Raw genomic sequence first — 25,980 nt, forward strand, 5'->3', positions numbered from 1 at the left:
GGAAGTGGCCAACGGTAAAATATTACGAAATGCGACAAGCTTATGTTGTGCGCAAGGAAAATGGAATCAGCTTTCGGAGATCACGCATAACCGACAGAGCAGCCCCAGACGAGTGATTTGGCGCTGTTCTTCGGCTTTAGCCGAATATTTTTCGGCATTTACGACGATACCGGTGTCGCGCAACGGCCTCTTCCTCCCTGCCTTGCCGGAATGCGGCTGGCCCGATGGCCCAGCACTCCGCCTCAGTTTGATCGCTTTATTTGTATTACTATTTGATGCCATCATTGTCTGTCAAGCCGCGCCATAGGTCATTTTCGATGTGCCTAAACAGGGAGAGAGTGAGATTGATTTCAGCTTAACACATTGATTTATTGTATTTTATGACGAAATTTCGCCGTCACTCGCGAAAGCCAAATTGCGAAAAGGCTAAAAAACCACTTTTCAAGAGTATTACTATATGCTCATAGTGTCGCCGTCACGCTGACATCATCTCTGGGAGGATAAGATGAGAAAAGCTCTTGCGGCATTCACTGTCGCCGTTTCCGCATGCCTTGCATCCAGTGTTTCCGCACAATCGCTTACCGTCGGCTTCTCGCAGATCGGTTCGGAATCCGGATGGCGCGCGGCTGAAACCACCGTCACCAAACAGCAGGCCGAAAAGCGCGGCGTCACGCTGAAATTCGCCGACGCGCAGCAGAAACAGGAAAACCAGATCAAGGCCGTTCGCGGCTTCATCGCGCAGGGTGTCGATGCGATCCTGATCGCGCCTGTTGTCGCCACCGGCTGGGACGCAGTGCTGAAGGAAGCCAAGGAAGAAAAAATCCCTGTCATCCTGCTCGACCGCCAGATCGAGGCACCGGACGATCTTTACCTGACCGCCGTGACCTCCGATCAGGTTCATGAAGGCAAGGTGGCCGGCGACTGGCTGGTCAAGGATGTCGGCTCCAAGGACTGCAAGGTGGTGGAATTGCAGGGCACGACCGGTTCTTCGCCCGCCATCAACCGCAAGAAGGGCTTCGAAGAGGCGATTGCCTCGCACAAGAACATCAAGATCGCGCGCTCGCAGACGGGTGACTTCACCCGCACCAAGGGCAAGGAAGTGATGGAAAGCTTCATCAAGGCCGAGGGCGGCGGCAAGGACATCTGTGCGGTCTATGCCCATAATGACGACATGGCCGTCGGCGCGATCCAGGCGATCAAGGAAGCCGGCCTGAAGCCCGGAACCGATATCAAGGTCGTTTCCATCGATGCCGTGCCTGACATCTTCAAGGCCATGGCGGCCGGTGAAGCCAATGCCACCGTCGAACTGACGCCGGACATGGCCGGCCCTGCCTTCGATGCGCTTGAAGCCTATCTGAAGGACAAGAAGGCGCCGCCGAAGTGGATTCAGACTGAATCCAAGCTTTACACGGCATCCGACGACCCGATGAAGGTCTACGAGGCGAAGAAAGGCCTGGGGTACTGAGCCATTTCTTCGGAGGAACGGCGCATTGGTTTGCGCCGTTTCTTTCGGTCGTTAAACGAGAGGCGAAAGCCCGATACTGAGTGATTTTATGGAGCGAGCGGGTGCGGCCTGCTTCTTCTCCCCGCCGGGGAGAAGGTCGCGGCAGCGGGATGAGGGGGCAAGGGTCAAGATAAACCGAGGGCGAGCCCCCTCATCCGACCCTTCGGGCCACCTTCTCCCCGGCGGGGAGAAGAAATCTGCGGCACCGACTTGCCCCATAAGCAATCACTTTATCAAGACCCATTGCAATGCGGAATCTGCTCAATGTCCGAAACGGCACCACTTCTGGAAGCACGCGCCATCGGCAAATCCTTTCTCGGGATTACGGCGCTCGATGGCGTCGATTTTTCGCTGCGGCGCGGTGAAATCCACGCGCTGCTGGGCGAAAACGGCGCGGGCAAATCCACGCTGATCAAGATCTTGACCGGCGTTTATCACCGCGACAGCGGTTCGATCTTTCTGGAAGGCAGCGAGATTTCGCCCACCAATGTCGGCGAGGCGCAGGCGCTGGGCATCGGCACTGTCTATCAGGAGGTGAACCTTCTCGAAAACCTGACGGTAGCCGAAAACCTGTTTCTCGGCCGCCAGCCGCGCCGCTTCGGGCTGATCGACCGCAGCACGATGCAGAAGAATTCGCAGGCGCTGCTTGCCCAATACGGGCTTTCCATCGACGTCAACGCGCTGCTTTCCAGCTATTCCGTGGCCATTCGCCAGATCATCGCCATTGCCCGCGCAGTCGATCTTTCCGGCAAGGTGCTGGTGCTGGACGAACCGACCGCCAGCCTTGATGCCCATGAAGTCGAGATGCTGTTCGGCGTCTTGAGAAACCTGCGCGCACGCGGCATCGGCATCGTCATCATCACCCACTTCCTCAATCAGGTCTATGACATAGCCGACCGGGTGACGGTGCTGCGCAACGGCCGCCTCGTCGGCACCCGCGATATCGGCAGCCTGCCCCGTTCCGAACTGATCTCGATGATGCTCGGCCGCGAGCTTCAGCACATCACCCATGAACATCAGGCAACCGAAGATACGGTTGCCGAGGGCGAGCCGCCGATCCGTTTCGAAGGTTACGGCAAACGCGGCAGCATCGCCCCCTTCGATCTCGGCATCCGCCCCGGCGAAATCGTCGGTGTCGCCGGGCTGCTCGGTTCTGGCCGGACGGAAACAGCCTTCCTGCTGTTCGGCATCGACCGGCCGGATACCGGAAAGGCTGTCATCGACGGCCAGACGGTGGCGATTGCTTCGCCGGAAGCCGCCATCACCGCCGGTTTCGGCTTCTGTCCGGAAGAGCGCAAGACCGATGGCATCATCGGCGACTTTTCCGTCACCGACAATATCGCGCTGGCGCTTCAGGCACGGCAGGGTTGGGCGCGGCCACTGTCGCGCCGGCAGAAAGCGGAACTGGCCGAAAGCTTCATCAAGTCGCTGGATATCCGCCCGGCCGACCCCAACCGGCCGATCAAATTCCTGTCCGGCGGCAACCAGCAGAAGGCCATTCTGGCGCGCTGGCTCGCCACCCACCCCCGGCTGCTGATCCTCGACGAACCGACACGCGGCATCGATATCGGCGCGCATGCGGAAATCCTGAAAATGATCGAAAAACTCTGCAGCGAAGGCATGTCGCTCGTCGTCATCTCTTCGGAACTGGAAGAACTCACCGCCGTCGCACACCGCGTCATCGTGCTTTCCGACCGCCGTCATGTCAGCGAGTTGAAGGGCGGTGACGTGACCGCCGACAACATCATGCGGGCGATTGCCGATGCGGCGAAAACGGAGGCGGCATGATGGCAGCAATGACACGACGCCTGAAAAGACTTGCTCCCCAGCTTGCCGCGCTCTTCATCATTCTGGCAGCGATAACAATCCTTTCGCCGGGTTTCCTGCATGTCTCGTTCCAGAACGGCAGGCTCTATGGCAGTCTGGTGGATATTCTCGTGCGCGCCGCACCGGTTGCGCTTCTGACCATCGGCATGACGCTGGTCATCGCCTCCAAGGGCATCGACCTTTCCATTGGCGCCGTCATCGCCATCTGCGGCGCGGTCGCGGCCACGCTCATCAGCAATGGCCATTCCATTCCCTCGGTCATCGTCATCTCGCTTGCCGTGGGCATTGCCTGCGGGTTGTGGAACGGCGTGCTGGTCGCCCTTCTCGACATACAGCCGATCATCGCCACCCTGATCCTGATGGTGGCGGGGCGCGGCATCGCCCAGCTCATCACTGAAGGCGTCATTCTCACCTTCAACAATGACAGCTTTGCCGCCATCGGCTCCGGCTCCTTCGCAGGCATTCCGCTGCCCGTCATCATCTGGGTTACAGCGGCGCTTTTGATCGGCCTTCTGGTGCGCAAGAGCGCGCTCGGTTTCCTGATCGAGGCGACCGGCATCAATCGCCGTGCCGCAGCGCTGGCCGGGGTCAGGGCGCGCTTCCTGCTGTTTTTCGTCTATGCCGTTTCCGGCCTCTGCGCGGCCATCGCCGGCATGATCGTCACCGCCGATATTCGCGGCGCAGATGCCAATAATGCCGGGCTGTGGCTGGAGCTGGACGCGATCCTTGCGGTGGTCATCGGCGGCACCTCGCTGAATGGCGGGCGCTTTTCCATAACCGCCTCGCTGATCGGCGCGCTGATCATCCAGACCATCAATACCGGCATTCTCGTCTCGGGCTTCCCGCCGGAATTCAACCTCATCATCAAGGCCGGCATCATCATGGTGGTGCTGACGCTGCAATCGCCGGCGATCATGGCCGTCCTCGGTTTCGTGAAAGCGCCGAAGCCGCACGTCAAACCGGCGGCCACCAACGGCATGACCAAGGAAGGAACCGCGCGATGATCCACAGCCGCAACCTGCCCTTCCTCACCACGCTGACGATCTTCGTGATCGCCTATCTTCTCTGCGTGCTGCAATATCCGGCGATCCTGTCGACACGGGTGATCGGCAACCTTCTGACCGACAACGCCTTCCTCGGCATTGCAGCTGTCGGCATGACCTTCGTTATCCTGTCGGGCGGCATCGATCTCTCCATCGGTTCGGTCATCGCCTTCACCAGCGTCTTCGTGGCGGTGATGGTCGGCACCTATAACGTCCATCCGCTGCTGGCCTTCGCCATCGTGCTGGCGATCTCGACACTGTTCGGCTGCCTGATGGGCGCGATGATCCGCTTTCTCGCCATCCCGCCTTTCGTGGTGACGCTGGCCGGCATGTTTCTGGCGCGCGGTGCTGCCTATCTGATTTCCACCCAGTCGGTGCCGATCTCGCATCCCTTCATCGACGCGATACAGGGCTTTTATTATCGCTTCCCCGGCGGCGGCAGGCTGACGGCGCTTGCCATGCTGATGCTTCTGGTCTTCGCCGCCGGCATGCTGATCGCCAGCCGCACGCGCTTCGGTGCCAATGTCTATGCGCTGGGCGGCAACCCGCAATCGGCGGAACTGATGGGTGTGCCGATAGGGGCCACGACCATCGGCATCTATGCGCTTTCCGGTTTCCTGTCGGGCCTCGCCGGCATCGTCTATACGCTCTACACCTCGTCGGGCTATTCGCTGGCGACGGTGGGCGTGGAACTCGACGCCATCGCCGCCGTCGTTATCGGCGGTACGCTTCTGACCGGCGGCACGGGGCTGGTGGCGGGCACTTTCATCGGCCTTCTGATCCAGGGTCTGATCCAGACCTATATCGTTTTTGACGGGACGCTTTCCTCCTGGTGGACGAAAATCGTCATCGGTGTGCTGCTTTTCGTCTTCATCGTGTTGCAGCGCGCAATCATCTGGTATTCAAACAGGAGACTGGCCGGGCCACACCCGGCATAACCACCGAGGGAGGCATGCTTGGGGCTGCTCGAAACGACGATAAGCGGGCGAAAACGCCGGAACAGCCACGCCCATGTGGTCTCCGAACTCGGCAGCGCCATCGTCTCGGGCAGAATTGCGGAAGGTTCCCTGCTGCCCAATGATGCCGAACTCTCCATGCGCTTCGGCGTTTCGCGCACCGTGCTGCGCGAAACCATGAAGACGCTGGCGGCGAAGCGGCTGGTGGAACCCAAGGCCAAGGTGGGCACCCGCGTTCTCGACCGTTCGAGCTGGAACTTCTTCGATCCTGATGTGCTCGGCTGGCGCTGCGAGGCCGGCATTGATCAGGAATTCGTCACCCATCTGGCGGAGATCCGCCTGGCGCTGGAACCGGCGGCAGCGGCAGCGGCAGCCCTGCAGGCCTCCAATGACGATATCGTTTCCCTCTACGTCATCGCCGCCAAATTCGACAATCCGAAACATACGCCCGAAACCATCGCCAAGGTCGATCTCGAATTCCATCTCGCCGTGGCGCATATGTCCGGCAACCCCTTCATGCGCTCGGCAAGCGGGCTGATCGAAGCCGCCCTTGCCATTTCCTTCCAGCTCTCGTCGCCGGCCGCTTCCCCCGGCACCATTGCCGAAATCGCCTCCAACCATCTGCGCATCGTGCATGCGATTGCGGCGCGCGACGCGGATGCGGCGGTGAAGGCCATGCGCCACGTGATCGAGGTGGGCAAGGACCGGACGCAGAACGCGATCAAGTCGGTTTGAAGACACGGTAACAGGGAACAGCGGGCGCCGTTTCTTCTCTCCGCGCCGGGCAGAAGGTCACGGCAGCGGGTTGAGGAGGCAAGGGTGAGGCCAATCCTCGCCGCCGCAGCGGCGCGCCAGCACTTTCCCCCTCATTGGAAGCCAACCGCGTGATGAAGCTCTCCACGCTGACCGGAAGCGTGACATCCCGGCGTTTCCATGCTAGAAAATCCGTGTTTTTTGACCAAACGTCCGAATTTGCGAGAGCGCGATGAATGATGCTCTGACCGAAATGCTGCGTGGCCTGAGGCTCGATGGCGTGGAATACGGCCGCTGCCGCATGGCCACACCCTGGGCGACGGCTTTTCCAGAACAGGAAGCGGCGCGGTTTCATTTCATCGGCGTCGGTCAGGCGAAACTGCTGAAACCTTCCGGGGAATGGCTGACGCTGACATGCGGTGACGCCGTGCTTCTGCCCCGTGGCCATGCCCATGTGCTGGGCAGCAGCGAGGATGTTGAGCCCACCCTCTTCGACCGGTTCGGCAAAAAGGAGGTTTGCCAGGGCATTTTCGACATGCAATGCGCAAGCGCTGGCGGCGATACCATCGCCTTTACCGCCTCGATGCGTTTCAACATGGATAATCTGCACCCTCTCCTGCAACTCATGCCGGATGTGATGCTGACCAGCGATCTGGCCAAAAGCGACCCGGCCATCCCGCATCTGCTGGAAGCCATGACGCGCGAGGTGGAACTGAACCGCGTCGGCGCGGGCGGTATTCTGGCAAGGCTTGCCGATGTGCTGACGGCAACGTTGATCCGCACATGGGTGGAACATGGCTGCGGCGATTCCAGCGGCTGGCTGGCTGCGGTGCGCAATCCCGAACTCGGGCGGGTGCTGGCCGCCATCCACCTCAACCCCGAAAAGGACTGGAGCGTGGAGGAACTTGCCGCGCTGATGGGCGCTTCCCGTTCGAGCTTTGCGGAACGTTTCACCCGCGTGGTGGGTGAAAGCCCGGCCCGTTACGTGGTGCGTGTGCGCATGCATCAGGCGCGGCTGTGGCTGCGGGAAGGCATGCGCGTGACGCTAGCGGCCGAAAAGCTCGGTTATGATTCCGAAGCCTCCTTCAGCCGTGCCTTCAAGCGGGTGATCGGCGCGCCGCCCAGCCAGTTCCGCAGGAAGGATTCGGCAGGGCTGGAGAATGCGGCTTAAGGGCCTGAACAGACATGATATGTGTAGGGACATATCCGTTTAAAACCACGGTAGCGCCGTTCGGGAAACATCCACCATGAGCATTGCCGACGACGCCCGTTTCTGGAACCGGACTGCCCGGAAATACGCCAGAGGCAAAATTGCGGATGAGGCCGGATATGAGCGCACGCTGAAGCGAACCCGCACCCTGCTGAGAGGAAATGACAGGGTATTGGAACTGGGTTGCGGCACCGGGACAACGGCGATCCGGTTGGCGGACAGTGTCAAAGACTATCTTGCGACGGATATTTCCACCGATATGATCGCAATTGCCGAGGAAAGAAAACACACCGCCGGCTCTCTTGCCAACCTCGTTTTCAGCACTGCGACCGTGGAAACGCTTGTGCCCGGCCCCGCGCAGTTTAACGTCGTTCTGGGCTTTAATTATCTTCATCTGGTTCGCGACCTGCCCGGCACAGTGCAGCGCATTCATTCCCTGCTTGCCCCACGGGGACTGTTCATTACCAAAACCCCTTGTGTCGGGGATATGAGCTCCCTTATCCGCCTTGTCCTGCCGGCCATGCGCGCAATCGGCAAGGCGCCCTATGCCGGCGTGTTCAGCGCGGTCGAGCTTGGCCGGCATATAAACGCCGGAGGTTTCGACATTCTGGCCACGGAAATCCACGCGACAAAGGGCAATGACCATCGCCCTTACATCGTGGCGCGAAAAAGGTGAGCTACGCCGCCTTCAGTGAAAATTGCGGGAAATGACCTTTATCCGCTCCACTTCGTCCTCACCATGGGCGGCAGGCGGCGGATGTTTTCTGGTAGCGCGGTGATCTTCCGGCGGAATGCCGTGGTGAAACTCATCGCCCCGCCCATGCGGCAGAGGAAAGGCGTGGTTGCGCTCGCCCACGCTGGCCAACGCCTCCGACAGATCGGTCAGCCGGTGGGCGACCAGATGCACCACCTCGCCTTCCCGCTGGATCTTGCCATAAATGCCGACCATGCCGGCGGACAGTACCACGCGCCGGTATTTTTCGAAGGTCTTGACCCACAGTACCGCATTGGCGATACCCGTCTCGTCCTCCAGTGTCATGAAGATCACACCCTTTGCCGAGCCGGGGCGCTGGCGCACCAGCACCAGACCCGCCGTTTCCAGCCATGTGCCATCGCGGGCACGCACCGCCTCCGCGCAGGTGACGATACGGCGGCGGGAAAGATCGCGCCGCAGGAAGCACATCGGGTGTTCCCGCAGCGTCAGCCCCACATGACCGTAATCCTGTACCACCTCGCCACCGTCAGTCATGGGCCTGAGCGCAACGGAGGGTTCCTGAAGCTCGTCCACCACGGCGTTTTCCCGGCTGGCGGCGGCGGCAAAAAGCGGCAGCGGCTCATCCCGCAGGGCCTTGATGGCCCAGAGCGCCTCGCGTCTGGAAAGCGAAAGCGACGGTAAAAACGCATCGGCTTCGGCGAGACACACCAGTGCGGCGGCGGGAACGCCCGCCCTTCGCCAGAGGTCATCGACAGAAACGAAAGGCCGATCCTGCCGGCCGGCAACGATTTTTGCGGCATGATCGTTGGATAACCCCTTCACCAGACGCATGCCCAGCCGCACGGCATAGCGTTCTTTGCCATTGACATCCTTCTCGCCCGTAGGTTCCAGCGTGCAATCGAAACGGCTGTTATTGACGCAGACCGGACGCACCTCCACGCCATGATCACGCGTATCGCGCACGATCTGCGCCGGGGCGTAAAACCCCATGGGCTGCGAATTGAGAAGCGCCGTACAGAAAATATCGGGATGATGGCACTTCAGCCATGAGGAGGCATAGGCAATCAGCGCGAAGGAGGCCGCGTGGCTTTCGGGGAAACCATAACTGCCGAAGCCTTCCAGCTGCTTGAAGATGCGTTCGGCGAATTCCTGTTCATAACCGCGCTCCACCATTCCATCGATCAAATCCCGCCGGAATTTGGAGATGGTGCCGACATTCTTGAAAGTGGCCATGGCACGGCGCAATTGATCCGCCTTGCCGGGCGAAAAACCAGCGCATTCGATGGCAATCTTCATGGCCTGTTCCTGAAACAGCGGAACCCCCAGCGTCTTTTCGAGAATATTTTTAAGCTCCGGTTTTTCATACCGAACGGGCTCTTTACCCTGACGCCGCCGCAGATAGGGATGTACCATATCACCCTGAATGGGGCCGGGACGAACGATAGCGACCTGAATAACAAGATCGTAAAATTTGACGGGCTTCAAACGCGGCAACATCGACATCTGCGCCCGGCTTTCGATCTGGAAAGTGCCTAGCGTGTCTGCTTTTTGGATCATTGCAAACGTTGCAGGATCATCCGGCGGCATCGCAGCAAGATCGTATTTTTCCCCTGTACGCGCCTCCAGCAGATCGAAGCCACGCTTCATGCAGGAAAGCATTCCAAGTGCCAAGCAATCCATTTTCATGAACCGCACAATATCGATATCGTCCTTATCCCATTCGATGATCTGTCGATCATTCATGGCGGCTGGTTCGATCGGCACGAGCTCATCCAGCCTATCATGGGAAAGCACGAAGCCGCCGGGATGCTGGCTGTGATGGCGTGGTGTGCCAACAAGCTGGTTGGCAAGCTCAAAAGCGAGTTGCAGGCGACGATCCTCCATATTGAGGTTCAACTCCCTGACCTGTTTTTCCCCCACACCTTCGCTCCAGCGCCAGACCTGCGAAGACAGAAGTTTGGTCAAATCCTCCGGCAGGCCTAGTACTTTACCGACATCTCGCAATGCTCCTCGACCACGATAACGGGTGACGATTGAACAAAGCGCGGCTTTATCGTGGCCATAGGTTTTGTAGACCCATTGAATAATTTCCTCACGACGCTGATGCTCGAAATCCACATCGATGTCAGGCGGTTCACCCCGGTTTTCGGAAACGAAACGTTCAAAAACGAGATTGCTGAAACGAGCAGGATCAATGGCAGTGATACCAAGGACAAAACAGATAACCGAGTTTGCCGCCGAACCGCGTCCTTGGCACAAGATGTCCATCTTACGTGCCTGTCGGACGATAGCACTCACGGTCAGGAAATAGGGCGCATATTCCAGCCGGCCGACAACATCCAACTCATGATGCAGTGCCTTCTCCACCTTTTCCGGCAAACCATCCGGATAACGAACCGGCACTGCCTCCCAGACCAGCTTTTCCAAAGCCTGCTGCGCCGTCAGCCCCGGCAGGCTGCGTTCCTCGGGATATTGATAGACCAGTTCCTTCAGCGAAAACTTGCAGCGTTTCGCGATTTCGAGGCTGCGGGAGAGCGCTTCGGGATAACGGGCAAACAGCCGGTGCATCTCTTCCGGCGGCTTGATATAGCGGTCGGCGTGCCGCTCGCGGCGGAAACCCGCCTCGTCGATGGTGCAATTGTGCCTTATGCAGGTGACGACATCCTGCAGCATGCGCCGTTCCGACACATGAAACAGCACGTCATTGGTCACCACGGTCGGCACACCAGCCGCTTCGGCCATAACCGAGAGCTCGAAAAGCCGCATCTGGTCGTTGGGACGCCTTCTGAGGCTCAGCGCCATATAGGCGCGATCCGCAAAAGCGGTTTTGAGCCGCCGCAGGCGAAGGGCGCAGAGATCGTCGGCCAGATCGGCGAGCAGCACCACGATCAGGCCTTCGCCATAGGTGACCAGATCGTCCCATGCCAGCCGGCATTTGCCCTTGCCGCCCCGTTTCTTGCCGACGGAAAGCAGCCGGCAAAGCCGCCCGTAGGCCGGCCGATCCATGGGATAAACAAGCACGGAAAGATCGTCATCCAGATCGAGGCGGCAGCCGATGACGAGGCGGATGCCATGATTAGTGGCAGCCTCATAAGCACGGGGAATGCCCGCAAGGCTGTTGCGGTCGGTGATGCCCAGCGCCTCGATGCCGAGAATTTTGGCCTGTTCGAAAAGCTCCTCGCAGGAGCTTGCCCCGCGCAGGAAGGAAAAATGCGTGGTCACCTGCAGTTCGGCATAACGGGGCGTGCTCATGCGAAGACCCCATGGATGAACCAGCTCTGCGAGCCCGTTTCGGCATGTTCGCCGTCACCGGAGCGGAAAATCCAGAAACGTTCGCCGCTTTCATTTTCCACCGTGAAATAATCGCGCACGGCAGCCTTTTCCCGGTCGCGTTTCCACCATTCACCAAACACCCGTTCCGGCCCATCGGCGCGCCGCACATTGTGGCGCACGCCCTTCCAGAGGAAATAACGCGGCGGGTGGTCCGGCAGCAGCGCCAGCGTCTCGATGGGTTCCGGCCTTGCAAAAAGCCGGACCGGACGCGGCCAGTGGCCGGGCCAGCCGAGCGTATCCTCAGGCGCAAGCGCCGAAACGGGGGCAATGGAGCGTTCCGGCACGTCGCTTGCCACCGCCGCATAACGATAGACCCGGTGGCCACGATTGAGGATGACATCGACCGTATCGGCGATTTCCGCACGCCCCTCCTCCAGCAAAGAAGAACGGGCCTGCGCGGCGACAAGCGGTTCGGCATGGGTGGCGGTCAGCACCATCATCTCGATGCCGAAACCGGGATCAATGGTATCGATCCGGTCGGTCAGAAGCCGGACAAGCTGTTTGACGTCGCGCACCGGCCTGGAGGTGCCGGCCCTTATGGCCTGCAGGCCGCTATCCACCCGGTGCGGCACCAGATCGACCCGGCGGGCGCCGAGGCCGCGCTTTTCCAACGCGGCACAAAGGCCGACAACCAGCTTCTGGGTATAACGGGCAATCGTCTCCGCCGCCGCGATGGGTTCGGGAAAGGCGCGCCGCACCTCCACCAGTTCGGCCACCCGCACGGGTTCGATGGGTTCGCCGATCTCGCCGAAAGCCTGGGAGAGACGACGGATAAGTTCGGGGCCAAAACGCAGGGTGAGCGGCGCACGCGGGGCTTCGGCAAGCTCGCCGATGCTGCGGAAACCAAGCACCTTCAGCCCGGAAACGATACGCTCCTCCAGTCTCAGCGCAGCAAGCGGCAAGCCGCTGATCGCCGCTTTCTGGCCACCCGGCGGTACGATGCCGATCTCATCGCGGCCGAAACGTGCCAGCGCATGGGCCGCCCCCCAGCTATCGGCAATGGCGGCGCGGGCGTTAAAGCCAGCGGCATGCAGGCGGTTGACCATGCCGCTCAGCATCAGCGCCTCATTGCCATGCAGATGGTCCGCACCCGCCGTATCAAGCACCAGCCCGTCCGGCGGGTCGGCAGCGACGATCGGGGCATAGATGCGCAGGAAATGAAAGGCCAGCTGCTGCAGGGCGCGGGCATCGGCCGCTGCGTCCAGATTTTCGACAAGAAGACCCGGCACCAGCGCCTGCGCCTTGCTGACCGGCGTACCGGGGCGAATGCCCGCCGCCTTTGCCGCCTTGTCGAGCGCCAGCACCAGCCGGCGGCTGCCCTGACGGCCGATCATGACCAGCGGCTTTTCAACCGGTGGCGCGTTCTCTCCCGAAAGACGCCGGAAACGATCCGTCGGCCATGTCGGCAGGTAGAGCGAGACGACCCTTTGCATCACAGGCTTCCACTTCAAATTCGGCGCTTTCGCCGCCGCGACATCGCAAAAGCTCAAGCAACCAGCGCGGCCTGCCCACCCCCGGCACCGGCAGGGGGGATGAAGGCCGCACGGAAATGCGCCAGCGGGTCACCGCCGCCGTCGGTTCGCCGAACAGTGCGGCATCGGCCGGACGCCGGAAGCGGCGGATGGCGATGCCGGTAACCCCAGAGGTTTCCGCCGCCAGCTGCAGCCGCCGCGAGGCGGTCATCGGCAGTTTCGCCACTTCACCCATCACCGCACCGAAACCATTGCAGCGCAGTCCCTCCTCGAAACAGTCGAGCACACCTTTTTCATCGCGGCACTCAACGATGATGAGCCGGTTCTGCGACAGGCCGGCCTGTGTCAGGCCCGGCATGAACAGGTCCCGCCGGGTAACACACCATAAAACCTTGCCGGAAAGCCTTGCTGCCACACCGGCCGCAAACAGCGCTGCCGCCGCGCCATCGGCAGCGCCATTGCCGCCGCCGCTCAGCTCATGCAGGCAACCGAGCTTCAGCCCGCCTCCCGGCAGGTGATGGTCGATGGCATCCACGCCGAAAGGCAAGGTCTCGTGCAGCCGCTCAGGGCCGTTCCCGATCCTTTCCAGCCTTTCACGCAGCTCTTCGACAACGAGCAACTGATCCGCGCGCTTTTGCATAGCATGACAGGTTTCAATTCCGGTTATTCATCTTTATTGTTCTTGTTTTGTTCCTATTTTGACCAAGAGTCAAGCAACGAGCTGCCGCTCTTCAACAGTTTGCACGGGAAGAGGAGATTCTGGCCTTGCAGCCCTTCGCCTCGCCGTTAAAACTGAATTGTCCGTTCGCCGTAAAAACCGCGGCGGGGGCATCATGGTTTGGAGGAACCTGCCGATGATTGCCAGCATTCTGATTGCCGTGGTTGCGGCCATCCATATCTACATCGTCATTCTGGAAATGCTGCTGTGGGAAAAGCCGGCCGGCCGCAAGGCGTTCGGTCTTTCAGCGGATTTTGCCCGGCAGACGAAGGTGCTCGCCGCCAATCAGGGGCTTTATAACGGGTTTTTGGCGGCCGGGCTGATCTATGGGCTCACACAGGGCGATGAAGGGCTGAGCTTCAAGGTGTTTTTCCTAACCTGTGTACTGGTGGCCGGTATTTTCGGCGCCGTTACCGCCAATACCATGAAGATCCTGTTCATTCAGGCGCTGCCCGCCCTTTTGGCGCTTGGCGCGCTCTGGATTGGAGTCTGAACCGATGACCGCATGGAACGACAGCCGCGCCAAAAACGCCCTCAACCGGATATTCATGGCGGCAGTCGCAAGCGCTGATCCGGCGAAGGTGTTGCAACAACATCTCCCCTCCCCGCCCAAGGGCCGCTGTGTGGTGGTCGGTGCGGGCAAGGCCTCGGCCGCCATGGCCGCTGCGCTGGAAGCGGCATGGCCGCATGTCGATCTCTCGGGTGTGGTGGTGACGCGTTATGGCCATGCGGTCCCAACCTCCCATATCGAGATCATCGAGGCCTCGCATCCCGTACCCGACGACAAAAGTGCGGAAGCGGCCAAACGCATTCTCGCCGCAGTCGAAGGGCTCACCGCCGACGATATGGTGATCGCACTGATTTCCGGCGGCGGTTCGGCGCTGATGGTAGCACCCGCCGAAGGCATGACGCTTGCCGACAAGATGGCCGTCAATCGTGCCCTTCTGGCCAGCGGCGCGACGATTTCCGAAATGAACGCCGTGCGCAAACACCTCTCCCGCATCAAGGGCGGACGGCTGGCGCTGGCCGCCAAACCGGCGAAGGTGGTCTCGCTGCTGATTTCCGACGTTCCGGGTGACGATCCCTCCGAAATCGCCTCGGGGCCGACGGTTGCCGATCCGAGCGACATTCAAACCGTGCGGGAAATCGTCTCGCGCTATGCGCTCGATCTTCCCGAAACCGTGCGCAGGGTACTGGAACAAGGTGAGGAAACCCCGAAGTCAGGCGATATCGAAGAGGATGTCAGGATGATCGCGGCGCCCTCACTTGCCCTGCAGGCCGCGGCGGATGAGGCCGTGAAGCTCGGCCTTACGCCGCTCATCCTCGGGGATTCCCTCGAAGGCGAATCCAGGGATGTCGGTGCCGTCATGGCCGGCATTGCGTCTTCCGCCAGCCGCAAGGGCCTACCGGTCAAAGGTCCGGCCGTGCTGCTTTCCGGCGGCGAAACCACTGTTACGATCGGCAAGGGACCGGCCGGCAAGGGCGGCCGCAACACGGAATTCCTGTTAAGCCTCGCGCTAACACTGAAAGGCTCAGCCGGCATATGGGCGATTGCCGGTGACAGCGATGGCATAGACGGCGTGGAAGATGCGGCGGGTGCCGTGGTGACGCCGGATACGCTGGAGCGCATGCGCGCCGCCGGTGTCGATCCGCGCCAGTCGCTGGTGAACCACGACAGCTATACCGCCTTCAAGGCGGCGGACGATCTTGTCGTGACCGGTCCGACGCTGACGAATGTCAATGATATCAGGGTGATTTTGATCGGCTGAAAGCGGAAGCCTTCGGGCCGGCTCTCCCGTCCGGTCGCGCGTATCATCAGGCAGAGGCCGTTTTTGACTATGCCGCCGGACAGGTATAAATTAGCGGCATATCCTTGGGAGCCTCAGCCATGCGTCTTGGAGTGCTCGTACCCGGCCTGATAGTGGCCCTTAGCCCCGTCTTGGCGGATGCCCATAATTGCAAATGCCGAAATCGCGGCACCATGTTCGAACTCGGTCAGACATCCTGTCTGAGGGTCGACGGCGTTTCTTACCTCGCGCGCTGCGAGATGAAACTCAATGTTTCGTCATGGACCAAGATCGGGGATGGTTGTCCGGTGACAGAGCGGACACAGCCGCAGTCGACACGCGTGAATTGATGTCGCCGTCAGGCGGCGGCAGACCGGGCTCCGAAGCGCGGAGGCTTATGCCGCAGCCGCCAGCTTCCGACTGCAATCCATCCCAAGCAGAACTGAGCGATGACAAAAGAGGCGAGCGGATGCCGCTTGCGTCTTCCCCCAAGGGGGAGAAGGTCGCGGCAGCGGGATGAGGGGACAAGGGTGCGGTCTATCGCTAACGTTGCCCCCCTCATCCGACCCTTCGGGCCACCTTCTTCCCGGCGGGGAGAAGAAAGACCCCTTACAGCTTCACCCAGCCGCCATTCTTCTTGCCGGATTCGATGCAGGCCGTGACGAAGGCGACACCTTTTACGCCGTCGTCCACGGTCGGGTAAATCACCGCCTTGTCAAGCGCCGAGCCGGTACGGCGCGCCTCGATGGCATGTGCGGCCTCGGTATAGATGGTGGCGAAGGCTTCGAGATAACCTTCCGGGTGGCCGGACGGAATGCGGGTGACGCGTGCTGCCGCAGCCCCTGCCCCGGCGCCGCCGCGGGTGATCAACTGCTTGGGCTGGCCAAGCTTCGTGAACCACAGATAGTTGGGATCGGCCTGTGTCCACTCAAGGCCAGCCTTATCGCCGAAAACACGCACCTTCAGCCCGTTTTCGTGGCCCACCGCAACCTGGCTGCACCAGAGCAGGCCCTTTGCCGCCTGCTTGCCGTCCTTCGGCTTGAAGCGCAACATCACATGGGCATTGTCATCCAGACGGCGGCCTTCAACGAAGGTGTGCACATCCGCCGCCAGCTCGTCGGCCTCCAGACCGGAAATGAAGCAGCCGAGATTATAGGCATGGGTGCCGATATCGCCGGTGGAACCGCCAACGCCGGATTGAGCCGGATCGGTGCGCCAGACCGCCTGTTTCGCGCCGGTCTGTTCCACCGCTTCCGTCAGCCAGTCCTGCGGATATTCCATCTGCACCAGACGGATCGTACCGAGTTCGCCGGCTTCCACCAGCTCGCGCGCATGCCGCACCATCGGATAACCGGTGTAATTATGCGTCAGGATGAACAGCGCATCGGCCTTGTCGGCCACGTCCTTCAGCTTCTTCGCGTCCTCCAGATTGGAGGTCAGCGGTTTGTCGCAGATGACATGGATGCCACGCTCCAGAAAGGCCTTTGCAGCGGGATAATGCACATGGTTGGGCGTGACGATCGCCACCGCCTCGATACCGTCTGAACGAAGGGCTTCCTTCTCGGCCATTTCCTCGAAGGAGCCGTAGCAGCGCTCGGCATCGAGCCCCAGTTCGCGGCCGGAAGCGAGGGACTTTTCCGGCGTGGAGGACAGGGCACCCGCCACGAGATCGAAGCGGTTGTCGAGCCGCGCAGCCATGCGGTGAACGCCGCCAATGAATGCACCGGAACCGCCACCCACCATGCCGAGCCGGATACGCTTTGCCGCGGTTTCGTTTGCCTTGCCTTCGATTGTCATGATCTCTCCCTCATCAGTTCATTCATCTTTCACGCAAAGGGCGCCGCAAAATTGCGGCGCGCTTTGTTGCAATTCCTCAAAGCCCAAGCATACGGCGGTTGGCCGCATCGTCGGTGCCAGCAGATGCGAAATCGTCAAAGGCCTTTTCCGTGACGCGGATGATATGCGCCTTGACGAATTCCGCCCCTTCGCGGGCACCGTCTTCAGGGTGTTTGAGCGCGCATTCCCACTCGACCACGGCCCAGCCGTCGAAATCATTGGCCGCCATTTTCGAGAAGACGGCACCGAAATCAACCTGCCCGTCGCCCAGCGAGCGGAAACGGCCGGCACGGTTCACCCAGCCCTGATAGCCGCCGTAAACGCCCTGCCTGCCGGTCGGGTTGAACTCCGCATCCTTGACGTGGAACATCTTGATGCGGTCCTTGTAGATGTCGATATTGTCGAGATAATCGAGGCATTGCAGCACGTAATGCGAGGGGTCGTAGAGCATGTTGGCGCGGCTGTGGTTCTTCACGCGTTCCAGGAACATCTCGAACGTCACGCCATCATGCAGGTCTTCGCCGGGATGAATTTCGTAGCAGACATCCACCCCCTGCTCATCGGCATAATCAAGGATCGGCGTCCAGCGTTTTGCCAGCTCGTCAAAGGCGGCTTCCACCAGCCCGGCCGGACGCTGCGGCCACGGATAAACGAACGGCCAGGCAAGCGCACCGGAGAAGGTCGCATGTGCCTTGATGCCGAGATTTTTCGAGGCTTTCAGCGCAAGCTTCACCTGCTCGACGGCCCATTGTTGCCGGGCCTTCGGGTTGCCGCGCACTTCAGGCGCGGCAAAGCCATCGAAGGCCTCGTCATAAGCGGGGTGAACGGCAACCAGCTGGCCCTGCAAATGGGTGGAAAGCTCGGTTACTTCCACACCGTTCTGGTGCGCCACGCCGGCGAACTCATCGCAATAATCCTTCGATTCCGCCGCTTTTTTGAGATCGATCAATTGCCCGGCCCATGTCGGCACCTGCACGCCGGCATAGCCCTTTTCCGCCGCCCATTTGGTAATGCCATCCCAGCTGTTGAAGGGGGCAGCATCACCGGCAAACTGGCCGAGAAAAAGACCCGGTCCCTTGATCGTTCTCATAAAATAACCTCCCTGTATCGATACAGTTGAGCGGTAAAACCGCTTTGACTCCCAGCGCCAAGCTAACCGCTCGTAATTTTCAGACAAGCCCCAAAAGCGGAGAGGCGAGAGAATTTCGCTATTTCACTAAAAAAGCGAAATAGGTTTAAAGCGCCAGCCCGCTGGCCCTGTCGAACACATGCACGCGCTCATGATGCACGGTGGCGGCAAAGGGTGCGTTGACCTTCACCGGCTGCTCGCCATCCACCACGGCCGTCACCTGATCACCCGCCAGTTCAAAGACCACGTGGGTCTGCGCACCGGTCGGTTCCACCAGCACGGTGCGGCCGGAAAGCGAGATATCACCGCCAATGGTCGAGCCGATATGTTCGGGGCGAAGCCCGATCGTCACGGGCTGGCCGCGCTTGACCTTGCGTGTCGCGGCAATGCGGATCGCGGTGCCGTCCTTCAGCCGGGCGGCGGGCTGATCACCCTCGCCATCGACCACACCTTCGATGAGGTTCATGGCCGGGGAGCCGATGAAGGCGGCGACGAAGAGATTAGCGGGCGTCTTGTAAAGTTCCAGCGGTGTGCCCTGCTGTTCGATGCGGCCGTGATTAAGCACCACTACCCGGTCCGCCAGCGTCATGGCCTCGATCTGGTCATGGGTGACATAGATCGACGTCGTGCCAACTTTCTGATGCAGCGCCTTGATTTCACTGCGCATCTGCACGCGCAACTTGGCGTCCAGATTGGAGAGCGGTTCATCGAACAGGAAGACCGCCGGGTTACGCACCACGGCGCGGCCCATGGCGACACGCTGGCGCTGGCCACCGGAGAGCTGCGAGGGCTTACGATCCAGAAGCTTGCCGAGATCGAGCATGCGGGCGGCTTCCGCCACACGTTCCTCGATGACGTTTTTCGGCTGGCCGGCGAGCTTCAGGTTGAAGCCCATATTTTCGGCCACCGTCATATGCGGATAAAGCGCATAGGACTGGAAAACCATGGCGATGTTGCGCTCGCGCGGCGTCATGCCGTTGACCACCCTGTCGCCGATGAGGATATCCCCATCGGTAATTTCCTCCAGCCCGGCGATCATGCGCAAAAGTGTGGACTTGCCGCAACCGGAAGGGCCGACCAGCGCGATGAATTCACCATCCGCTATATCAAGCGAGATGCCGTGGATGACATCGAGCGAGGCATAGGACTTGGCGATATCCTTAAGTTCGACGGAAGCCATGTTTTGCTCCTTTCAGGTCACGATTTGACGGCACCGGCCGTCAGGCCCGCGATGATGTGTTTTTGTGCGAGGAAGAAGACGATGACGGTCGGCAGGATCGTCAGCGTGATGAAGGCGAGCACCAGCTGCCACTCGGTGCCGAATTCGCCACGATAAACCATGATGCCGAGCGGCCAGGGATATTTCGATTCCGAATTCAGCATGATCAGCGGCAGGATATAGCTGTTCCAGCTGCCAACGAAGGAAACGATGCCGACGGTGGCGACGATGGGTCGCGAAAGCGGCAGGGAAATGTGCCAGAAGAAGCGCAGATACCCGCAGCCATCCACGAAGGCGGCCTGAAACAGTTCCTCGGGCAGATTGCGGAAATAGTTGCGGAACAGGAGAATGCTCATGCCAAGCCCGAAGGCCACCTGCGGCAGCACCACACCCCAATAGGTATCGAGCAGGCCGAGATCGCGGATGCGGATGAACAGCGGCAGGATGGCGGTGGCCGCCGGGAACATCAGCCCCAGCAGGAAATAATTGAGCAGGAAGGACGAGCCGAAGAACTTCACATGCGCGAAGGTGAAGGCCGCCATGGCCGAAACGGTGAGCGTCAGGAACACCGTCAACAGCGCGATGACCAGCGAATTGAAAATCTGCAGCCAGTAACGTTTGCCGAAGAGAATATCGCCGTAATTGGCCCATTGCCATTCCGCCGGAATGCCGAACGGGTTGACGCGCAGGTCTCCCAGCGTCTTGAAGCCGCCAAGTGCGGTGGTGAGCAGCGGGATGAGCACGATGGCCGCGATCAGGCTCAGCGATATATAGAGATAAAGCTTGGTTTGCAGCGGCATGCGGACGGAGGTGGATGTGTCAGTCATGGCGCATGAAAATCCTTTTATAACCGAAGGCGAGCGTCACGCAGATGACGAAAAGAACGACGCCGACCGCACTGCCAAGCCCCACCTGCATGCGCATGACGCCGTAAGTGTAGAGGAACGTGACCATGGTCTGCGTGGAGTTGGACGGACCGCCACCGGTGAGCGGCATGATCATGTCGAACAGCTGCAATGAGCCGATAACCGCGAAGAAGACGGAAAGACGAACGGTGGAGCCGAGCATCGGCAAGGTGACATAACGGAACTTCTGCCAGCCGGAAGCGCCATCGATTTCGGCGGCTTCCAGCACGTTCTTGTCGACGGACTGAAGGCCGGCGATGAACAGCATCATGTGGAAACCGAAATATTTCCAGACGATGACGCCGAGCACGGCATAGATTGCCACATCCTTGTCGGCCAGCACGTAAGGGTTGGCGAAGCCGAAGAAATTGGAAATGGCGGCAAACAGGCCATAATCGCCGTCATAAACGAAACGCCAGATCAGACCCGCGGCCACATCCGCCAGCACATAGGGCAGAAAGAACACCAGCCGGAAGGCGACGACGCCCGGAATGCGGTGCGCCAGCATCGTGGCGAGCCAGATGGCCAGTGGGATCTGGATCAGGATGGAAATCAGGATGATGAGGCCGTTATTGAGCAGGGCCTGCGAGAATGCGGCATTGCCGAACAGGACCTGAAAATTCCTTAAGCCGACGAAATCCGTCGGCGTGCCATAGCCGTTCCAGCGATAAAGGCTGTACCACGCCGCCTCGCCCATGGGCAGGATGACGAACAGGGTAAAGAGCAACAGTGCCGGCGGCAGAAACACCAGAAGGGTCAGCGCCCGGTCATGCGCAACCGAACTTTGCTTGCGCTTTGCCTTTGCCGCGCCGCGCGCCGGTATGGACGCAGAAGTCATGGAAATATCCGTCATCTCTATCCGCTTTCTTTTATGCAGATATCGCGGCGCCGCGTTTTTGCGCGGCGGCCGCAATGCAGGTGACAATCAGCGAAGCTCGAAAGCGTCCTGAATTTGCTTGGCACCCTCTTCCGCGCTCATCTGGCCGGAGACGATCTCGACGGAGACATCATTGACGACGCGGCCAACGGCAGCACCTAGCGTCTGGTCAAAGAAGTTCTGGTGCCAGGTGGAGCCGGCAAGCTGCTTGGCGGAATCCGCCAACAGCGGGTTCTTGACCGCACCATCCGCACCCGTCGCAACGGGCAGGATCATGCCAGCGGCCGCCATCTTCTCTTCACTTTCCTTGCTGGTCAGGAATGTCGCGAAATCGATCGCTTCCTTGGACGCGTTTTTCGTGACTGCCCAGCCGTTCAGGCCGCCCAGCGTATCGGTGGCCTTACCGGCGCCGCCTTCGACAGCAGGGAATGCGAAGCGGCCGATATTGTCGGCGGCAAGCCCTTTGCCATCACCGGCATTCTTGCGCTGGTTGGCTTCGGTATTGTCAAAACCGAGGATCATCGCCGCCTTGCCGTCACCGAAGACGCCGAGCGCCTGCGGCCAGGTGGAGCCTAGATAACCGGGCTGGAAGGGTTCCAGCTTGCCGAATTCGGCAAGCTGCTCGCCGGCCTTGATGATGGCTGGATCCATGAAACCTTCGCCTTCGCCCTTGCGGGCGGCATCGAACACGGCCTGCCCGCCATTGCGCATGACGAGGTAGCTCCAGTAGAAATGGATCGGCCATTTTTCACCGCCGCCACCGGCAATCGGCACGATGCCGGCTTCCTTGATCTTTTTGACCGTCGCGCCAAGATCGTCCCAGCTCTTGATGTCTTCCGCCTTCACGCCGGCCTTGGCAAACAGCTCCTTGTTATAAAAGAAGCTGACGAGGCTGACCTTGTAAGGTACGGCCCAGACCTTGCCATCGAAAGACAGGCCGTCGATTGCGGAAGCATTATAGGCCTGCCGCAGCTTGCCGCCATCGGCGTCGAAAACCTCGGTCAGATCCTTCAGCGCACCGGTTTTGGACTGTTCCTCAAGAACGCCGCCGCCCCAGCTATAGAAAAAATCCGGAACGTCATTGGATTGCAGCAAAGTCGGCAACTTCGCCTTGAAGGCTTCGTTTTCCAGGAATTGCAGCTGCACATCCACATCGGGGTGCTTGGTCTCGAAATCCTTGGCAATCTCCTCCCAGACGGCCACGGCTTTCGGGTCCAGTTCCACATGCATCCATTTAACCACCGTCGCGGCCGAGGCGCTGGCGGTGCCGAGCATGAGAGCAATGCTTGTCGTTGTGGCAAAGCCTGTCAGCCTGCCGCTCAGGCTTGCGCCTGCGTGCCGAATCGTCATGATGGTGATCCTCCCTCGGGGATTTCCTCATTTATTCCCCAATGCGGATTAATTCACATTAGCCCTCGCACAATGTCAAGGCGCTATGCCGTTTTTTTGCGCGCACCGCTTGACACACCCCTCCCCTAGATCGTTATTTAATCCGCAACCCGACATAAATCGGTTCTCGAACCGGCAGTGATCGCAGCAGGACACCATGAAGACCGCAGACCCAGAATTGATGCGCGCGATCAACAGGCTAAGCGTGCTGGACAGCATCCGCCGCCACGGGCCGATCTCGCGGGTGGAAATCAGCGAAAGAACGCAGCTTTCCACCACCACCGTTTCGGCGATTACCGCCTCGCTGCTTGATGACGGGCTTATATTGACCCGTCATCTCGGTGATATCCGCACCGAAGGCGCACGCGGCAGGCCGCGGGTGATGCTGGAGCTGAACCCGGATGCCGCCCGCGTGGTGGGCGCCAAGATCGCCGCAAGCCGCATGGTTTTCGTTGTCACCGATTTCTGCGGTAATGTGCTTTCCACCCTCGCCCTGCCGATCCGTGTCGACCGCCAGCCGATTGGCGTCATCGCCGATCTGGTGGAGGACGGTGTTCGCCGCTGCGTGGTCGATGCCGGCCTGTCGCTGGAAGATGTCGATATGGTCTGTCTCGGCCTTCCCGGCGTCATCGAGCATCGCACCGGGAAAATCCGCAGCAGCCCGATTTTGCGCGAAGTGAACGTCAATTTCGCCGAGGAAATGACGGCGCGGCTGAGCTCGCCGACCATCATCGAAAGCGACGCCCATGCGATTACCCTTGCCCACCACTGGTTCGGCCATGCGCGCGATCTGGAAGACATGGTGCTGATTTCGCTCGAACAGACGCTCGGGCTTGGCGTTTTGCACCAGAACCAGCTGTTTCGCGGTGCCGGCGGCCTCAGCCACAATCTCGGCGACCTCGTCATCGGCCTTGCCAATGAAGGCACGGTGCGGCTGGCGAGCCAGGCCGGCGAAAACGCTATTTTAGGCTCGCGCCCGGTGGACGGGCGATTTGCCGAGGCAATCCGGCTCGGTCGCGGCATGCAGCATGCCCACGCGCTGATTGCGGCTGAAGATCACGATCTCATTGCGGCAGCCCTGCGCGCCGGCGCGGCGCTGGGCCTGACACTTGCCAATATCGTCACGCTGTTTGCACCGCCGCGCGTCATCATCACCGGCTCCAGCCTAGAACTGGGCGAACCCTTCATCACCAGCATCCGCGACAGCTACAACGCCGCTGTGCCGCCTTCGCTGGCCGGCGTCGCGGAACTGGTTTTCGACGTTGCGAGCGATGAGTTGTGGGCGCAGGGGGCTGCAGCCGTAGCACTCTACGAGCTTTATGAATCGCCATGGAACACGACGGGGCCGGCGCTTTAGCCATCAGGGCAGAGCGGCGGGCTCAGACATTTCTGATTTACGGGAGGAAATCATATGAACAGGGTCGGTATCGGCATCATCGGCTGCGGCACCATCTCCAGCGCCTATCTCAAGGCCATGGCATCGTTTCCCATTCTCGACATTCGCGGTCTTGCGGATATGAACGAGGAGGTCGCGAAAGCCCGTGCCGATGAATTCGGCCTGCAGGCAAAAAGCATTGACGCGCTTCTCTCCGATCCTTCCGTGGAGATCATCGTCAATCTGACGGTCCCCAAGGCGCATGTGGAGGTGGGCCTGCGCGCACTCGACGCCGGCAAGCACGCCTATTCCGAAAAACCGCTCGGCATCAATTTCGCCGAGGGCAAACGGCTTGCGGATGCGGCAAAGGCAAAGGGCCTGCGCATCGGCTCGGCCCCGGATACCTTCCTCGGCGGCGGGCACCAGACCGCACGCCGGCTGATCGACGAAGGCGTACTCGGTCAACCGGTTGGCGGCACAGCCACCTTCATGTGCCCCGGCCATGAGCGCTGGCACCCCAATCCGGCCTTTTATTACGAGGTTGGCGGCGGGCCGATGCTGGATATGGGACCCTATTACATCACCGATCTCGTCAACCTGTTTGGCCCCGTGGCAAAGGTGGCGAGTTTTGCCATTGCGCCGCGCAACGAACGCCTCATCACCAGCGAACCGAAGAACGGCGAAAAAATTCCCGTCCACGTCGCCACCCATGTGTCCGGCGTGCTGGCGTTCCAGAATGGCGCCGTGGTGCAGGTGGGCATGAGCTTCGATGTGGCAGGCCACAAACATGTGCCGCTGGAACTTTACGGCACGGAAGGCACGCTGATCGTGCCAGATCCCAACTATTTCGGCGGTGAGGTACAATTGCTGAAAAAGGGCGGCCAGTTCGAGCCGCAGGCGCTGTCGTCACCCTATGCCGACGGCAATTACCGCTCGATCGGCGTCGCCGACATGGCCCATGCCATTCGCGAGAACCGCCCGCACCGCGCCAATGGCGATCTGGCCCTGCATGTGCTGGAGGTCATGGAAGCCTTCCAGACGGCATCCGACAGCGGCACGACCGTTTCCATCACCACCAAGGCAGAGCGCCCTGCTCCGCTTGAAACATCGCTGGTCGACGGCCAGCTCGGCAAATAATCCGGAGGAGAAAATAAATGCGCGAAGCACTCATCGTCTGGGGCGGCTGGAGCGGCCATGAGCCGCAGGAATGCGCCACCATCGTCAAAGATATGCTGGAGGAGGACGGTTTCAAGGTCTATGTGGAGCACTCAACCGAGGCCTTCGCCGATCCTTCGGTGCATGATCTGAGCCTCGTCGTGCCCATCGTCACCATGTCGAAGATCGAGAAGGAAGAGATCAAGAACCTCACGGCCGCCGTCGAAAACGGCGTCGGCATCGCCGGTTTCCATGGCGGCGCGGGCGACAGTTTCCGCGAATGTGTGGAATACCAGTTCATGATCGGCGGCCAGTGGGTCGCCCATCCCGGCAACATCATCGACTATCACGTCAACATCACCCGCCCCGATGACCCGCTGATGGAGGGGATTTCCGATTTTCCCTATACGTCGGAGCAATATTACATGCATGTCGACCCATCCAACGAGGTGCTGGCAACGACGAAATTCACCGGCGACCATGCCTGGTGGATCGACGGCGTGGTGATGCCGGTGGTGTGGAAACGCAAATACGGCAAGGGCCGGGTTTTCTATTCGGCGCTCGGCCATCAGGCCAAGGAGTTCTCCGTGCCGCAAATGAAAACCATGTTCCGCCGCGGTGCCAACTGGGCGGCTCGGTAAGGTTTTCGGAGCGGCGACCCTTACCGAAGGCCTGCCACCCACTCGACGTCATCCTCGGGCTTGACCCGAGGACCCAGTCATCTATCGCAAAATCGACCGGCGGCAGATCCTCGGGACAAGCCCGAGGATGACGGAG

22 protein-coding genes are annotated in these 25,980 nt (G+C 60.4%); 13 read left to right on the forward strand and 9 right to left on the reverse strand.

Translation table 11 applies throughout. The annotated features are described in order from the left end of the window. The first annotated feature begins 505 nt into the window (after positions 1-505). The 7 genes from ytfQ to ACIQUH_RS03570 all read left to right on the forward strand — a co-directional run bounded on the left by ytfQ (position 506) and on the right by ACIQUH_RS03570 (position 7,969). Positions 506-1,465, forward strand: a complete 960-nt coding sequence (ytfQ, locus tag ACIQUH_RS03540) for a galactofuranose ABC transporter, galactofuranose-binding protein YtfQ (RefSeq protein ID WP_400812651.1) — start codon at positions 506-508, stop codon at positions 1,463-1,465. Positions 1,466-1,768: 303 nt separating this feature from the next. Beyond that, positions 1,769-3,292, forward strand: coding sequence for a sugar ABC transporter ATP-binding protein (locus ACIQUH_RS03545; protein ID WP_400812652.1), 1,524 nt, complete (start codon positions 1,769-1,771; stop codon positions 3,290-3,292). Continuing rightward, positions 3,289-4,335, forward strand: coding sequence for an ABC transporter permease (locus tag ACIQUH_RS03550; RefSeq protein WP_400812653.1), 1,047 nt, complete (start codon positions 3,289-3,291; stop codon positions 4,333-4,335). Before ACIQUH_RS03545 ends, ACIQUH_RS03550 begins: the two co-directional genes overlap by 4 nt. Beyond that, on the forward strand, positions 4,332-5,312 hold the full coding sequence (gene yjfF, locus ACIQUH_RS03555) for a galactofuranose ABC transporter, permease protein YjfF (RefSeq protein WP_400812654.1): 981 nt from the start codon (positions 4,332-4,334) through the stop codon (positions 5,310-5,312). Before ACIQUH_RS03550 ends, yjfF begins: the two co-directional genes overlap by 4 nt. Positions 5,313-5,330: 18 nt before the next feature. Further along, positions 5,331-6,065, forward strand: a complete 735-nt coding sequence (locus tag ACIQUH_RS03560; RefSeq protein WP_400812655.1) for a FadR/GntR family transcriptional regulator — start codon at positions 5,331-5,333, stop codon at positions 6,063-6,065. A 250-nt stretch (positions 6,066-6,315) separates the two neighbouring features. Then, positions 6,316-7,254 carry an AraC family transcriptional regulator gene (locus ACIQUH_RS03565; protein ID WP_400812656.1) on the forward strand — a complete coding sequence of 313 codons (939 nt, stop codon included), beginning with the start codon at positions 6,316-6,318 and terminating at the stop codon, positions 7,252-7,254. Between the two features lie 76 nt (positions 7,255-7,330). After that, a complete protein-coding gene (locus tag ACIQUH_RS03570) occupies positions 7,331-7,969 on the forward strand; it encodes a class I SAM-dependent methyltransferase (protein WP_400812657.1) in 639 nt (212 codons plus the stop codon). Positions 7,970-7,981: 12 nt separating this feature from the next. On the opposite strand, the gene ACIQUH_RS03575 is transcribed toward ACIQUH_RS03570, so the two are convergent. The 3 genes from ACIQUH_RS03575 to ACIQUH_RS03585 are packed head-to-tail and all read right to left on the reverse strand — an operon-like array spanning position 7,982 to position 13,453. Beyond that, positions 7,982-11,260: an error-prone DNA polymerase gene (locus ACIQUH_RS03575; RefSeq protein WP_400812658.1), complete on the reverse strand. Its 3,279-nt coding sequence runs from the start codon at positions 11,258-11,260 to the stop codon at positions 7,982-7,984. Continuing rightward, positions 11,257-12,774: a Y-family DNA polymerase gene (locus ACIQUH_RS03580; protein ID WP_400812659.1), complete on the reverse strand. Its 1,518-nt coding sequence runs from the start codon at positions 12,772-12,774 to the stop codon at positions 11,257-11,259. The genes ACIQUH_RS03575 and ACIQUH_RS03580 overlap by 4 nt, the downstream gene beginning before the upstream one ends. Next, positions 12,689-13,453, reverse strand: a complete 765-nt coding sequence (locus ACIQUH_RS03585; RefSeq protein ID WP_400812660.1) for an ImuA family protein — start codon at positions 13,451-13,453, stop codon at positions 12,689-12,691. Before ACIQUH_RS03585 ends, ACIQUH_RS03580 begins: the two co-directional genes overlap by 86 nt. 214 nt (positions 13,454-13,667) lie before the next feature. On the opposite strand from ACIQUH_RS03585, the gene ACIQUH_RS03590 reads away from it, so the two are divergent. From ACIQUH_RS03590 to ACIQUH_RS03600, 3 genes are all read left to right on the forward strand, one after another. Then, complete coding sequence (locus ACIQUH_RS03590) at positions 13,668-14,024, forward strand: DUF1304 domain-containing protein (protein ID WP_400813012.1); 357 nt, start codon at positions 13,668-13,670, stop codon at positions 14,022-14,024. A 4-nt stretch (positions 14,025-14,028) separates the two neighbouring features. After that, on the forward strand, positions 14,029-15,300 hold the full coding sequence (locus tag ACIQUH_RS03595; RefSeq protein WP_400812661.1) for a glycerate kinase: 1,272 nt from the start codon (positions 14,029-14,031) through the stop codon (positions 15,298-15,300). Positions 15,301-15,419: 119 nt separating this feature from the next. After that, complete coding sequence (locus ACIQUH_RS03600; protein ID WP_400812662.1) at positions 15,420-15,668, forward strand: hypothetical protein; 249 nt, start codon at positions 15,420-15,422, stop codon at positions 15,666-15,668. A gap of 259 nt (positions 15,669-15,927) precedes the next feature. On the opposite strand, the gene ACIQUH_RS03605 is transcribed toward ACIQUH_RS03600, so the two are convergent. The 6 genes from ACIQUH_RS03605 to ACIQUH_RS03630 all read right to left on the reverse strand — a co-directional run bounded on the left by ACIQUH_RS03605 (position 15,928) and on the right by ACIQUH_RS03630 (position 22,634). Next, positions 15,928-17,115 carry a Gfo/Idh/MocA family protein gene (locus ACIQUH_RS03605; RefSeq protein WP_400812663.1) on the reverse strand — a complete coding sequence of 396 codons (1,188 nt, stop codon included), beginning with the start codon at positions 17,113-17,115 and terminating at the stop codon, positions 15,928-15,930. Between the two features lie 76 nt (positions 17,116-17,191). Then, positions 17,192-18,244: a sugar phosphate isomerase/epimerase family protein gene (locus ACIQUH_RS03610; protein WP_400812664.1), complete on the reverse strand. Its 1,053-nt coding sequence runs from the start codon at positions 18,242-18,244 to the stop codon at positions 17,192-17,194. A 145-nt stretch (positions 18,245-18,389) separates the two neighbouring features. After that, entirely contained in the window at positions 18,390-19,463 is a 1,074-nt protein-coding gene (locus tag ACIQUH_RS03615) for an ABC transporter ATP-binding protein (RefSeq protein WP_400812665.1), read from the reverse strand. Between the two features lie 17 nt (positions 19,464-19,480). Further along, positions 19,481-20,329, reverse strand: coding sequence for a carbohydrate ABC transporter permease (locus tag ACIQUH_RS03620; protein WP_035220775.1), 849 nt, complete (start codon positions 20,327-20,329; stop codon positions 19,481-19,483). Further along, positions 20,322-21,260 (reverse strand): carbohydrate ABC transporter permease, encoded by a 939-nt coding sequence (locus ACIQUH_RS03625; RefSeq protein ID WP_065117675.1) that lies wholly within the window; start codon positions 21,258-21,260, stop codon positions 20,322-20,324. The genes ACIQUH_RS03620 and ACIQUH_RS03625 overlap by 8 nt, the downstream gene beginning before the upstream one ends. A 72-nt stretch (positions 21,261-21,332) precedes the next feature. After that, the gene (locus tag ACIQUH_RS03630) at positions 21,333-22,634 is read right to left on the reverse strand and encodes an ABC transporter substrate-binding protein (RefSeq protein WP_400812666.1); all 1,302 of its coding nucleotides are present in this window, start codon (positions 22,632-22,634) and stop codon (positions 21,333-21,335) included. Between the two features lie 196 nt (positions 22,635-22,830). Here ACIQUH_RS03630 and ACIQUH_RS03635 point away from each other — a divergent pair, with 196 nt between their 5' ends. The 3 genes from ACIQUH_RS03635 to ACIQUH_RS03645 are packed head-to-tail and all read left to right on the forward strand — an operon-like array spanning position 22,831 to position 25,844. Further along, a complete protein-coding gene (locus tag ACIQUH_RS03635; RefSeq protein ID WP_142841798.1) occupies positions 22,831-24,030 on the forward strand; it encodes an ROK family transcriptional regulator in 1,200 nt (399 codons plus the stop codon). A gap of 54 nt (positions 24,031-24,084) precedes the next feature. Beyond that, a complete protein-coding gene (locus ACIQUH_RS03640) occupies positions 24,085-25,185 on the forward strand; it encodes a Gfo/Idh/MocA family protein (protein WP_400812667.1) in 1,101 nt (366 codons plus the stop codon). A 17-nt stretch (positions 25,186-25,202) separates the two neighbouring features. Then, complete coding sequence (locus tag ACIQUH_RS03645) at positions 25,203-25,844, forward strand: ThuA domain-containing protein (RefSeq protein ID WP_003523774.1); 642 nt, start codon at positions 25,203-25,205, stop codon at positions 25,842-25,844. The last annotated feature ends 136 nt before the right edge of the window (positions 25,845-25,980 follow it).

The sequence above is a fragment of the Agrobacterium sp. NPDC090283 genome (assembly GCF_044769685.1).
Classification (GTDB): domain Bacteria; phylum Pseudomonadota; class Alphaproteobacteria; order Rhizobiales; family Rhizobiaceae; genus Agrobacterium.